Source organism: Corynebacterium sp. ES2794-CONJ1 (assembly GCF_025660615.1).
In the GTDB taxonomy this organism is placed as follows: Bacteria; Actinomycetota; Actinomycetes; order Mycobacteriales; family Mycobacteriaceae; genus Corynebacterium.
Genome location: NZ_JAOTIM010000005.1, coordinates 134,046 through 146,854 on the forward strand (window position 1 = coordinate 134,046; position 12,809 = coordinate 146,854).

Below are 12,809 nucleotides of genomic sequence, written 5' to 3' on the forward strand. Positions count from 1 at the left end.
GATCCTCAGATTCGGCCGAATATTGCTCACGCGAAGATCCGGCCAACCGTAACTATGCCCTACTCCCCGCGCCCATCATTCCTAGCAGATTGAGTGAAGTAAGTAGTGACAAATTCGATCTCCGCCATATACCCCGGTATATAAAACGTGTTCAGCTTTATCTTCCAAACTTTTGACCAAGGAGGGCTAAGAAGCCCCACCAAATAAGAGACGTTAATTCTTTTATAGTTGTCGCGAGATCCTCCCAAGTACTCGGTTAAGATCTTGTACATCTTTCGATATCTGTTTTTCAAAATTAAGTCGACCATTCGTTGTATTACTATTGGCGTGAAAATGTGTACCTAGAACGCTGCGAACATTAAGTTCGAATCTCTCTGAGTAGTGATTGCCGAGCTCATCATCATATTCCAAGAGAACAAATTGAAGCGCAGGTACGCCCTCTCTGGAAGCGGAAATTGCTTCGCCATCAACATACTTACCTTCAGGTAGCATCCAGTAGGCGACATCTATTTGAAAACCTGGAACCCATGTCGAGAAAATTTTGCGATCAAAGATCAGTTTGACACCTTCTACAAGCGAGTAACCGGTCTTTCTATTTGGGGTCGCAGCCTGTATTGCTGAGTCGGGTAGTTCCGGCTCGAAGTTCACCATCACATTCTTTGCCACTGATTTACCTTTGTTAGAGATAATAAAACGTAGAGGCTCTCGGGGATAATCGGGCATTAGCACGTGAGCCATCATCATCGGTCGATTGGCATTGATATTTATCTGCCTATTCAAGCGAAGGGAACGACACGCAACCAGAAGAGAAATAAGCGCGATAAGAGCGATGAACGCATTAATCAACGTGCTGGTTCGCTCAGTTGTCCACCAACTCGCAAAGTTTAAGAAATAGTCCATCCGCTGATCGTATCCATTTTTGCTGAAACCTCCGTTGAGCTGCGCCAAAATATGCTCGTTACCTCCCACCCACGCTGGGGAGATATCAAAGTACCTCAGCGACTCGCTGCGAGGAGACAAAAAGAACCGGCACCTTTAAGGTAGGTACCGGTTCTTTACTAGTTGTGGAGCATAGGAGAATCGAACTCCTGACCTTCTGCTTGCAAAGCAGATGCTCTACCAATTGAGCTAATGCCCCAAATTCCTTGGTGGGCCTAGCAAGAATCGAACTTGCGACCTCATCGTTATCAGCGATGCGCTCTAACCGACTGAGCTATAGGCCCTTAAAAAGGAACAGTCGAAATGTTATCTAAGAAGTTAATATTTCACAAATCGACTCGTGACCATGATGTTTATGGTCACACGATAACCTTATGCTCAGCAGTTATCACCACAACGCTGCGCCTTTCATTTTAGGGCTGGGTATAAAGGAAAAACAAATTCCACCTCCCCTTCTATGCCGCTTGCGCGGGTGAGGGAGGTGGAATCTGTTGCTAGGGCTTAGAAATCGTGGGTAATTTGAATGCGTAGCCCCGAGGTGAAATCAGTGGTGGCGTTGTAGCACACCGCGATCAGCGGCAGCAGCACACTGGTGAGGATCACAAAGATGATAGCCAGCAGCCCGGCTAACATCATCACCAGTGGAAAGGTGATGAGCTGGGTTCCACCCACACCACCAATAATCTGGTTCACCTGATCCCACACTCCCATGGCATCCATGCCAAAGTACAGCAGGGTGACACTTAAAAGTCCGGCCGCTGCGAGCACCGTGGAGAGAATGAAGGTAACCCGAAAAACCGAGAGCGGCGCGATATGGGTAATGGCGCTAATACGAGTAGCCATTATTTATCCCCTTGTTCCGCGTCATTGGGGCTCACGCTGAGCGGAGTTTGGTGCCCGTGCGGCAATTCCTTCTCCCCTGTTGCTACCTTTTCGGCTTCTTCTTCGCCTTCGCCTTCAACATTTCGGTCAATGGCTAGAAGGTCAACACCGTCTTGGAGATTCACCAGGCGAACGCCCATGGTGGCACGAGAGCTTGGTCGGATCTGGTTAACCTCGGTGCGGATCACTCCACCGGCTGAGGTGATAGCGAAGATCTCATCGTCTTCATCTACCACAATCGCACCGATGAGTTTGCCGCGCTTCGGGCTGTACTTAAAGGTCATCACACCAATGCCACCGCGGCCACGGGTGGCATATTCTTCCATGATGGTTCGCTTGCCATAGCCCCCTGAGGTGGCCACCAAGAGGGAGGAGCCCTCGCGGACTACGGTCATGGCCAGGAGTTGATCCTCGCCTCTAAAGCGCATGCCCTTCACACCTGCGGTGGATCGACCCATGGGTCGTAATTGCTCATCATCGGCGTGGAAGCGGATGGCCTGGCCTTCTTCGGACACCAGCAGCAGGTCATCGTCGCCAGAGCATAGGGCTGCTCCAATGAGTTTGTCGCCCTCATTGAGGTTGATAGCAATGAGCCCTCCTGAACGATTTGATTCATAATCGCTCAAGCGTGACTTCTTTACTCGACCTTGCGCGGTGGCGAGAACGAGATACGGTGCGTCTTCGTAGCTTTGGATCTGGATCACCTGGGTGATGCGCTCTTCTGGCTGGAATTCCAGCAGATTGGCTACGTGTTGCCCACGAGCGGTGCGGGATGTTTCCGGCAGCTCATAGGCCTTGAGGCGATAGACGCGACCGAAATTGGTAAAGAACAGAATCCAGTCGTGGGTGGAACATACGAAGAAGTGGCGGACCACATCTTCTTGTTTGAGTTCGGCCCCGCGAACTCCCTTGCCACCACGGCGCTGCGACTTATAGGCATCGACCTTGGTGCGTTTTGCGTACCCCGTTGAGGTGATGGTGACCACGACATTCTCGCGGGCAATGAGATCCTCTTCGGTAACATCGCCCGTAGCGGCGATAATCTGCGAACGACGATCATCGCCGTGCTTATCGACGATCTCTTTGAGCTCAGCGCGCACAATGGAGCGCTGACGTTCTGGGGAGGAGAGGATATCCATCAAATCGGCGATTTCGGCTTCGATGGTTGCCAATTCGTCGATAATTTTCTGGCGTTCCAGGGCAGCGAGGCGACGCAATTGCATAGCCAGGATAGCGTCGGCCTGAATCTCGTCGATCTCAAGAAGATCCATCAGTCCAGAGCGGGCTACATCCACCGTGGCCGACTGACGGATGAGGGCAATGACCTCATCTAACATATCGAGGGCTTTGACCAAACCGCGCAAGATATGCGCACGTTTTTCCGCTTCATCGAGACGGTACTGGGTGCGGCGCACGATCACTTCGATCTGGTGAGCGACATAATTGCGCAGCATCTGATCGAGACGTAAGGTACGCGGCACCCCGTCAACGATCGAGAGCATATTGGCGCCGAAATTCGTCTGCAACTGCGAGTGCTTATAGAGGTTATTGAGCACGACGCGCGGTACCGCATCTCGCTTTAGGGTAACCACGATGCGCATACCCACACGATCGGAGGATTCATCTTCGATCTTAGAGATTCCAGCCAGCTTGCCGTCTCGTACCTGTTCTGCGATATTTGAAATCAAATTATCGGGGTTGACCTGGTACGGAAGCTCCGTAATCACAATAGTCTGGCGGCTACCCTCTTCTTCAATGGAGGTCACACCCCGCATCCGAATGGAGCCGCGGCCAGTGGTATAAGCATCCCTAATACCTTGGGTTCCAACGATTAGGCCCGCCGTGGGGAAATCGGGACCCTTGACAAAGCTCATGCAGGCATCGAGCGTCGAGGTTTCATCAGCCTCGGGATTCTCTAATAACCAGTAGATGGCGTCGGCCAATTCACGCAGGTTATGGGGTGGAATATTGGTAGCCATACCCACGGCGATGCCGTTGGAGCCGTTCATTAAAAGGTTGGGGACCCTAGATGGCAAAATATCCGGCTCTTGAGTTTTACCATCGTAGTTCGGGGAGAAATTGACGGTATTTTCTCGGATATCGCGCACCATCTCCATGGCTAGCGGGGTGAGGCGGCACTCGGTATAACGCATGGCGGCTGGGCCATCATTGCCGCGGGAACCAAAGTTACCTTGGCCGTCGACAAGCGGGTAGCGCATATTCCAGCTCTGCGCTAGACGCACGAGGGTGTCATAAATGGCTGAGTCACCGTGTGGGTGGAATTGTCCCATGGTGTCAGAGACCGGGCGTGCTGATTTTACATAGCTGCGATCTGGGCGGTACCCGGAATCGAACATGGCGTAGAGAATACGGCGGTGCACGGGCTTTAAGCCATCGCGAACTTCTGGGAGTGCGCGGCCGACAATAACCGACATGGCGTAGTCGATATACGACGACTGCATTTCCTCATTGAGGTCGATCGGGAAAATGCGATCGTATGTTTCTCCCGAGAAGAGATCGTCACTCATATAGGGACCTTTCAGTATGAGAATAAATCTCTTCTAGTCTAGCCCCTTAACGGCCTTTTGAGCGCATCTCAGCGCCTGATCCTCCCTTAAGTGATACCACAGTGATACCACTTTGTGGCGTAGGATTGAAATATGGCAATGACGCTTCGATTAACACCCGAATATAACCGCGCTGTTGAACTCCTCGCACAGGCTCAGGGGGTGAGTAAACACGAAGCCGTTTTGCGCGCCATTATGGCCCAAGCCCGGCGCAGCGTGAATGATTCTCTTATTGAATCCCTCGCCACCGATCTCATCGAGAACCACTACATGGAGGATCGACTGAATCGAGCGCGGCGTGAGCACCACTAATTCCTCGCCCCGCACGCCTACCTCCCCGAGACCGTGGGTTAATCTCAGCCCCGAACAGCTTCTCATCATCGCCGATATTTTCAGCGCCACCTATGCCACTTGCATCACCGATTATGCTGCACTCTATGCTTGCGCCACCAGTACTAACGCCCGGTTCGATGGGGTTAGGGTCGATCGAGACGTTCAAGAAAGTGCCCGCTCCCTCGCCCGAATAATTAACCTCACTCATCCACTGAGCGCACACAATGAGAGCTTTGCCCGATTCGCGGCCACCGTCTATCTATCCTTTGCCGAGCATATCTCCACCCCGTAATGGTGGTTTAAGAGGTGAATAGCTAGAGCTTTAACCGCTCTACTGCCAGCGTGATGCCACCATCTCACAAGGCTGAGACTAGAGATACCACGACTGAGCATGGCAGCGTCGACACGGTATAGGCCCTCGCGATCGTGCTATCTGTCGCGTGTATTTAAAGTCTTTGCTATTTTTTAGCCATTGGCGATATTTCTGCAGCATTCCTCTGTACTTTTCCTAGCAAAAGCAAAAGATCTCTGGGACACTACAGAGTATGAACAAGCCTATTATTTCTATCAATAACCTCGTCAAGAGCTTCCGCACCACCCAGGTTCTCAAAGATATCTCTCTTATGATCCCGCCCGGCAGCATCCACGGCTTCCTCGGACCCAATGGTGCCGGAAAATCAACCACAATCCGCTGCCTTTTAGGATTTATTCGCCCCGATTCCGGCACTATAAGCCTCAGCGGTCACGATCCCACCATCAACCCCTCGTTAGCGCGGAAAAACACCAGCTTTGTGCCTAGCGATAGTCACCTCTGGCCACAGCTAACGGGAGGGCAGATTATCGATACCCTCGCTCGCATCCGTCACGGCCATAATAGCAAGCCACTTCAAGCTGAAAGAGCGCGCATCAGCGAACTCATTGATGATTTCGATGTAGATCCCAGTAAAAAGATGCGCACCTATTCTCGTGGCAATAAACAAAAGGTGCTCCTCATCTCGGCACTAGCTGCTCCCACTGCTGCCATTATTCTGGACGAACCCACCAGTGGGCTGGATCCTCTCATCCAACACGTCTTTAAAGATTGGCTCATAAAACGCCGCAATGAAGGTGCCGCCATTCTTATGTCTAGCCATATCTTTAGTGAAATCCAAGAATTAGCCGATGAGATTAGCATTATCCGCCAAGGATATATTGTGGAATCAGGCCCCAAGGACACCCTTACCCACCTTGGTGGCATGCATATACGAGCAGTTGATTCCCGCGGGCAACACATCGAAGAATTTGTCGCACCAAAGTTGGTTAACACCACTCTAACTCGGCTCATTAACCAAGGAGCACACTCTATACGGTGCGAACCAGCCCACTTAGAAGATCTCTTCTTGAAATTTTACGAGCGGTGATCATGATGTTGAGTTCTCTTATTCACCTGGTAGGACAGGATCTGCGCTCTAAAAAGCTTTTTCTTGCCTCATGGCTCATTCCCCTTATTCTCCTGACATATATCTCACCCATAGCCACCGAGAATTCCATTCCTAATCCTGATGATCTGGCTTCTATCGGTGCTGCCTCAGCTTCCTCAGCTGGAGTGATTGCCTTTTATGGTCCCCTGCCCACTATTCTCGATATCTATTCCCTCACAGCATGGAAAACCGGGATGACTGTTATGGTCTTAGGCGCCATTATGGCCGTTCTTTTAGCTACCTATACTTCCATTGGTCACGAAGAGAATGGCCGGGCCGAAATTCTACTGAGCCAAGGAATGACAAGAGGTACCCTTCTTGGCTCTTCGATTCTTAGTCTCGTTATTATCACTGGAATCTTCGCTTTCGGTTCAGGCCTGAGCCTTGTACCCACAGGGGCTTCACTAATAGGTTCCCTATCTTATGGGCTGGCGCTCTTTTTTAGCACCTCTATTTTTGGCCTTGTAGCCATTCTTATCGGGCAGGTCACTGGATCTGAAAGATTGACGAAGGCTCTGTCCCTCACCCTTATAGGATTCAGCTTCATGGTGCGGGTATTCGCGGATCTTTACACTATCAACTGGCTTCGAGCGCTAAGTCCTTTGGGTTGGCGGGATTTACTTAAGCCTTTCGACGGTGAAGAATTTTTCCCTGCCTTATATATGGCTCTGAGCTGCTTAGCCGTGATAGGTGCCACTTTATTCATCAAACGCGATCTTGGCTCCCAGGTTCGTGTAATTTCACATGCACTTAAGAGCCGCTCTGGATATGGGCTTAGTAGATTGTGGATTTCTCATAACCGCGTCGCTCTTTCCTTCTTCAGCGGTGGAATCATTATATTCAGCATCGCATTCTTTGCCCTTGTGGGAGAGATGTCCAAGATTTTCTCAACTACCCCAGAAGCGGCGGCGATCTTTGAACAATTGGGGTTTGGTAGCTCCGTCATCGCAGGCGCTGCCCAGTCATTGGCCCTACTTCATGCCGTCGTGCTCTCCATTATGGCTATTGTGCTAAGCCAGAGCCTGTACAGGGCCGAGATATCAGGAACTTTAAGCCTCCTTCTTAGTACCGGACGAACAAGATGGGAGATTCTTCTAAGAACTTGGCTCCTCGTTGCTCTTATGACCGCGGGTATCGCGATGATCAGTGGTCTCCTCGCTGCTTTAGCTGCGATTATGAGTCCAGAGGTACAGGCTGATCAGTTTTATCCTCTCTTCTTTAAAGTAATTGATCTCTATCCCGCTACATTTTTCGCTTTCGGGTTTTCTTTTCTGCTCATGGGCCTAGCGCCCCGATTTGTTGGTCTGGCCTATCTCCCCGTTGCTTTATCTGCGCTTCTCAGCTTCTTTGCAGAGTTTTTTCCCCACTCTAAGACGATCATTAAATTCTCTCTCTACTCCTGGGCACCACATATGGTTGATCACGCTCTGGGGGTAGGTGTCCTCATTCTTGGTGGGCTTGTCTGCTCAATCATTGGGATCAGGTGCTATATCCGGAGAGATCTTCTTGCCTAAATGAAACTTGTCTAAATAAAAATAGCCTCTCCCCCTCTATGAGAGCACCTTGAGAGAACATATAGGGATATCTAGAGAATCGGCTACCTATGGCACCACTTATGCCTTAGGGAAGCACGCGACACCCTCGAGTTTGCGGGAATAACTAGGAGTCCATCCTTACTCCGTACATCATCTGAACCCATGCACCGGAGGGTGCGCGTCCAAAGATCAGGTGTGACCTCAGACTACCTCTCCCCCCGAACAGGGTTAGATCCGTTATCAGCATAGTACCGAGCCACTGCTACTTTTTGCCGATATTTTTTCAATACCGGGGCAAATACACTGTTTTTCCCAAAGACTCCGTACCGATGCGGCTTCTATCTAGGCTCAACTCCGGGGTATAGATGCAAACAGCGATCTTCAAGAAAACTCCCCGACCTCGGAAAAGAGTTTTTTCGCATCGTGCATCTTAAATAAACCGTCGAAAGTTTCCTCATACGCTGCGCAGGTTCCTATGCGGTGTGTTGACGGTGCTTTTTGTTTTCGTGATGGCCAGCTCGGCAACGAGATTGAGACTTGGGAGGGGAATTCGTGCCCGTGCGAGATTTTTTAGGTATTTTCTTTGCGGGAGTACCCACAAATCTGTAATAATTGTGACTGTTGTGATTGCAGTTAACTACTGAGGTGTCCTGATCGCTCCTTATTGCTGGATCTTCTATATCTTTTATCGGGATGTGGAATAAAAGGCAGACACCCACGTAGAGTCTGTGGCGGAAGAATTACAACTGTGGTTTATAAGCGTTCGCAATAGTTGGTATATCCCTGAAGCTGGTCATATCACACATTGCGAACGCTTTTTTATCGCCTATTGGTATAAAGTTCTTCTCTACACCCGCTCGGGAAAGGCTGATTCACATTATGAGCACCCTAAAAAACATGCTGAAAACTCACCGCGAATCTTTCGTAGCAGATCTCAGCACTCTGATCGAGGATTCCATTCAACAGAGTTCCGGACTGAGTTCACTAGCTCTCAAAGCTGCTGTTAAAGCGGGAAAAAAGGTCAACGAGTCTATCGTGTCACGCACTGTGAATTTATTAGCTCCCTTTATTCTCTCTGCTTTGCAGCCATATTGGGATCTCTACCAAAAATCTACGACGGCCGATTTCGGAACGTACCTCAATGCTGAAGCTGAGAATGTTATTAGCGATATTCTCAGCACTACTGACACATGGGTACAGCGGTTCGGGAAATCACCATTAAACAGATATTACCGTCACTATCGATCGCATCTGGCACATATGATTAGCCCCCGTCTCCCTCTTCTGGGGGATATCATAGAGAAGTATATGCGACCATGATTTTCTAAGAAACAACCTGCTTATTGCAGTAAATCAGCTGGCATCCTTTTTAATTTTTTTCTCAACGAGGTCCTGTCATTAATTAAATCCGTTAAGATATTCATACTTGCTTGATTAAGCATCTTCTTATTCTTGGATTTTTTAGGAGCCTTCTCTGTGAAAAATAAAGCCCTTATCGCGCTCACTCTAAGTGCGAGCATGCTACTCCCAGCTCACATCGCACAGGCCGCAGTTGCTCCCACAACTAATGTGGAGATGAATGCCGAAACCAGCGAATTCGTTGCTATGTCGGCCACCTTTGACCCCTCGCTTGGGCGTACCGAAGGCATTGCTGCTCTGAAAGAACTGCGCAGTAAGATGTGGGATCTCAACCCCATCTACCGCCACTACTACCTCGACAAATTCCCGGAGGGGACTCGCCTCCAGGATGTTGCTCGTCATTATGGAATCACCTCCAAGGCGCAGTACACCAATGTAAAATCAGATGAAAATCTCACCTGGATAGCTGTTCAACGAGCTGGAGAAGCTGGATACAAATTTGCTCACACACGTATCGACGGCTCCTCATACCGAACCGCCACCCGAGACGGTCATAAGCCTCAACTTGAGAGTTTGGCTCTGGGTCAACCAACCCTGCGTGAAACCATCCTGAAAGCATGGGGCGAGAAAGAGCTCGATGCACTCAAGAAAACAGGTGGCACATTTTCCGGAGACAGCGGGCATCTCATGCATATGCTCAACCCCGAGCACTCTACCTACGGTTTCGCCCGCGTCCATGTACACGGACTTAAGAATAAGATTTCTCCTAGCTATGCAGCGATCTCCAGCTCTCCCGCAACCAAGCCCGATCGTATTCCCGCTGGTGAACGCACCGAATGGATCTATCGCACCAAAGAAAAGGGAGAATCAGCCACCGGTATTATAGGTGGGTCTACGCCAAAGGAAACCCCAGCACCGAAGCCACAGAATCCTCCTCGGCCAAGCAAGAAACCTGAAGTTCCAGGAAATAACAATACCCAACCAGATAAAAAACCAGATAATGATCCGAATTCTGGAAGCGCGGCTGATTTTGGCGGCGAGAATAATACTGTTGGAATCATTGTTGGCGTCATCGTAGCCGTCATTGGTTTGATCGGCGCCCTGGCGAAATTTGCCATGGACTTCCGCCTATAACCACTCCCTCATCGGAGCAAGTAGCGCCGACTGGAATCCTCACCAAGAGCTATTCCGGCATTAAAGGAGCGGTGCAGTGACGTTGTGACTGCACCGCTCCTTTTATCTTTTTAAGGTATAAAGTCTTAGGGACTACTAAGTGCAAAATATTCGCTACTCAAACAACTAATAAGCATACAATCATGCTGGGATCATGGGCTCTACGGCTACAATCTTTTTATTTCTGTTCGAAGCAACAAAACACCCTGCACCTACGAGAGCGCGATATTTTTCTGGCTGTTACAACCGACGCTGTGGTGGCCCGATCTTCTTAATCAGTCTCCTTAAATAAACCTCAAGCCCACAATGTGTCAGCCTCAGACGTCTTGCTCTTCTCTTTTTATACTTTAGAGAATGCGTGCCCATCATAGCCAATAAAAATCCCCGTTGTCCCAGCTATAACCGTGGCAACGGGGATTTAGACTAGACGTCGAGGAAGCGAACGTCCTTAGCATTTCTTGTAATAAAGGAACGGCGCGCCGCAACATCATCACCCATCAAAATGGAGAAGAGCTCATCTGCGCGCTGTGCATCTTCCATATCCACGCGGCGCAGAATGCGCACCGAAGGGTCAAGGGTCGTCTCCCACAACTCGCTCGGGTTCATCTCACCAAGACCCTTATAGCGCTGGATGCCGTCATCCTTATTAATCTTGCGCCCAGCAGCTAGACCTTCAGCGAGCAATTTATCGCGCTCGGCATCCGAATACGCAAATCCAGGTTCGCCCTTGCCCCACTTCAACTTATACAAAGGTGGCTGAGCCAAGTAGACGTGTCCCTCGGAAATCAACTGCGGCATAAAGCGGAAGAGCAAGGTTAGCAGCAAGGTCGCAATATGCTGACCGTCCACATCAGCATCCGCCATGAGCACGATCTTGTGATAACGCAATTTCGAGATATCGAATTCGTCGTGGATACCAGTCCCAAGTGCAGTAATAATAGCCTGTACCTCGTTGTTTTTGAGCACCTTATCTAAGCGTGCTTTTTCCACATTGAGGATCTTGCCACGCAGCGGCAAGATCGCCTGATACATCGAGTCACGTCCGCCCTTAGTAGAACCACCAGCAGAGTCGCCCTCGACAATATAGAGCTCGGTCTTACTCGGGTCTTTGGAGCGGCAATCGGCGAGCTTACCGGGCAAGCCACCTAGATCAGTGGCAGACTTCCGGCGCACCATTTCACGTGCTTTACGGGCAGCAAGTCGAGCATGAGCCGAGGAGACAGCCTTGTTGATGATAACCTTGGCTTCTGCCGGATTAGCATCTAGCCAGTCGGATACATGCTCGTATACTGCCTTCTGGACAAATGAGCGTACCTCGGAGTTGCCCAATTTGGTCTTTGTCTGACCCTCAAACTGGGGGTCGCCCACCCGAACGGAGATCACTGCTGCTAAGCCTTCGCGGCAATCATCGCCGGTAAGATTAGCTTCCTTTTCTTTTAGGAGCTTATGTTCGCGGGCGTACTTATTCATCAAAGATGTGAGCGCCGCACGGAAGCCTTCCTCGTGGGTGCCGCCTTCGATGGTGTTAATGGTATTGGCAAAAGTGTGCACCGATTGGGAATAGCCCGAGTTCCACTGCATAGCGATTTCAATCTCGTGATCATCGCCCTTGGCTTCGAAGCCCACAATGGATGGATGCACAGCTGTTTTCGACCGATTAAGGTGGGCCACGTAGTCTTCCAAACCATTCGGATAGTGAAAGACCTTACGCTTTTCCTTTTTCTTCACAGCAGTGGTTTCAGGGGTGGTTTCATCCGCTGCCTGATCGATCTCATCAAGGGAGAGATTGCCTTCTGCCTCGGCAATTTCGTCGAGCTCGATCTCCTCAACACTCGCCCGCTTATCGGTAAGTGTGATGGTCAGGCCTTTATTGAGGAAAGCCATTTCCTGCAACCGACGAGAAATGACCTCAAAGTCGAACTGCGTTGTTTCAAATATCTCAGGATCTGGCCAAAAGCGAACTTTCGTCCCCGTCCCACGAGCATTAGTGCCCTCGATGAGATCTTCTGGAATAGCCTGGTTGAAGTTCTGATACCAATGCTTCCCATCGCGCTTAATATCGGCTTCAACGCGAGTCGAGAGGGCATTGACCACGGAGATACCCACACCATGGAGGCCACCGGAGACCGCGTAGGATTCCGAATCGAATTTGCCGCCAGCGTGCAGCTGGGTCATGACCACCTGGACGGTGGGGGCTCCAGAGGGGTGCATCTCCACGGGGATACCGCGACCGTTATCAACGACCTCGATTCCACCGTCGGCAAGAATTGTCACATCGACCTTGTCGGCATAGCCAGCCATTGCCTCATCGACTGAGTTATCAACGACTTCCCATACCAAGTGATGCAGACCGCGCTCATTGGTCGAGCCGATATACATTCCCGGTCGCTTGCGCACTGCCTCAAGACCCTCAAGGATGGTGATGGATGAGGCGTCGTACCCATGTTCAGCGGTTGCCACGTGAACTAGCACTCCTTCAATTATGTACAGTTAGACTGCTTTATTCTACACTGCCTAGAGCCCTACGTGGTACTACTACGCTTAGGTCTATGCCACCTATA

At 50.3% G+C, this 12,809-nt stretch carries 10 protein-coding genes and 2 tRNA genes; 6 read left to right on the plus strand and 6 right to left on the minus strand.

Annotated features, from left to right (window positions below; all coding sequences use genetic code 11):
• Positions 1-222: 222 nt before the first annotated feature.
• The 5 genes from N7326_RS07650 to gyrA all read right to left on the minus strand — a co-directional run bounded on the left by N7326_RS07650 (position 223) and on the right by gyrA (position 4,349).
• Positions 223-1,020 (minus strand): hypothetical protein, encoded by a 798-nt coding sequence (locus N7326_RS07650; RefSeq protein WP_263088378.1) that lies wholly within the window; start codon positions 1,018-1,020, stop codon positions 223-225.
• A gap of 45 nt (positions 1,021-1,065) precedes the next feature.
• A tRNA-Ala gene (locus tag N7326_RS07655) sits at positions 1,066-1,138 on the minus strand.
• Between the two features lie 8 nt (positions 1,139-1,146).
• Positions 1,147-1,223, minus strand: a tRNA-Ile gene (locus N7326_RS07660).
• Between the two features lie 217 nt (positions 1,224-1,440).
• Positions 1,441-1,782: a DUF3566 domain-containing protein gene (locus N7326_RS07665; RefSeq protein ID WP_259079390.1), complete on the minus strand. Its 342-nt coding sequence runs from the start codon at positions 1,780-1,782 to the stop codon at positions 1,441-1,443.
• Positions 1,782-4,349 carry a DNA gyrase subunit A gene (gyrA, locus tag N7326_RS07670; protein ID WP_259079397.1) on the minus strand — a complete coding sequence of 856 codons (2,568 nt, stop codon included), beginning with the start codon at positions 4,347-4,349 and terminating at the stop codon, positions 1,782-1,784. The genes N7326_RS07665 and gyrA overlap by 1 nt, the downstream gene beginning before the upstream one ends.
• 132 nt (positions 4,350-4,481) lie before the next feature.
• Between gyrA and N7326_RS07675 the strand changes: the two genes are divergently transcribed.
• From N7326_RS07675 to N7326_RS07700, 6 genes are all read left to right on the plus strand, one after another.
• Entirely contained in the window at positions 4,482-4,700 is a 219-nt protein-coding gene (locus tag N7326_RS07675; protein ID WP_259079399.1) for a CopG family transcriptional regulator, read from the plus strand.
• A complete protein-coding gene (locus N7326_RS07680) occupies positions 4,687-5,013 on the plus strand; it encodes a TetR family transcriptional regulator (RefSeq protein WP_259158585.1) in 327 nt (108 codons plus the stop codon). Before N7326_RS07675 ends, N7326_RS07680 begins: the two co-directional genes overlap by 14 nt.
• Positions 5,014-5,266: 253 nt before the next feature.
• Positions 5,267-6,121, plus strand: a complete 855-nt coding sequence (locus tag N7326_RS07685; protein ID WP_259289546.1) for an ABC transporter ATP-binding protein — start codon at positions 5,267-5,269, stop codon at positions 6,119-6,121.
• A 2-nt stretch (positions 6,122-6,123) separates the two neighbouring features.
• The gene (locus N7326_RS07690; protein WP_263088382.1) at positions 6,124-7,695 is read left to right on the plus strand and encodes a hypothetical protein; all 1,572 of its coding nucleotides are present in this window, start codon (positions 6,124-6,126) and stop codon (positions 7,693-7,695) included.
• 900 nt (positions 7,696-8,595) lie between these two features.
• On the plus strand, positions 8,596-9,036 hold the full coding sequence (locus N7326_RS07695; RefSeq protein WP_259158590.1) for a DUF6918 family protein: 441 nt from the start codon (positions 8,596-8,598) through the stop codon (positions 9,034-9,036).
• Positions 9,037-9,192: 156 nt separating this feature from the next.
• Positions 9,193-10,209, plus strand: a complete 1,017-nt coding sequence (locus N7326_RS07700; RefSeq protein ID WP_259289544.1) for a hypothetical protein — start codon at positions 9,193-9,195, stop codon at positions 10,207-10,209.
• A 462-nt stretch (positions 10,210-10,671) separates the two neighbouring features.
• On the opposite strand, the gene gyrB is transcribed toward N7326_RS07700, so the two are convergent.
• On the minus strand, positions 10,672-12,708 hold the full coding sequence (gene gyrB, locus N7326_RS07705) for a DNA topoisomerase (ATP-hydrolyzing) subunit B (protein ID WP_259079415.1): 2,037 nt from the start codon (positions 12,706-12,708) through the stop codon (positions 10,672-10,674).
• Positions 12,709-12,809 lie beyond the last annotated feature (101 nt).

Bases quoted from the DNA above. Each gene is read 5' to 3' on its own strand.
- N7326_RS07675 (WP_259079399.1), top strand. From the start codon at position 4,482: ATGGCAATGACGCTTCGATTAACACCCGAATATAACCGCGCTGTTGAA.
- N7326_RS07695 (WP_259158590.1), top strand. From the start codon at position 8,596: ATGAGCACCCTAAAAAACATGCTGAAAACTCACCGCGAATCTTTCGTA.
- N7326_RS07690 (WP_263088382.1), top strand. From the start codon at position 6,124: ATGATGTTGAGTTCTCTTATTCACCTGGTAGGACAGGATCTGCGCTCT.
- gyrA (WP_259079397.1), bottom strand. From the start codon at position 4,349: ATGAGTGACGATCTCTTCTCGGGAGAAACATACGATCGCATTTTCCCG.
- N7326_RS07665 (WP_259079390.1), bottom strand. From the start codon at position 1,782: ATGGCTACTCGTATTAGCGCCATTACCCATATCGCGCCGCTCTCGGTT.
- N7326_RS07685 (WP_259289546.1), top strand. From the start codon at position 5,267: ATGAACAAGCCTATTATTTCTATCAATAACCTCGTCAAGAGCTTCCGC.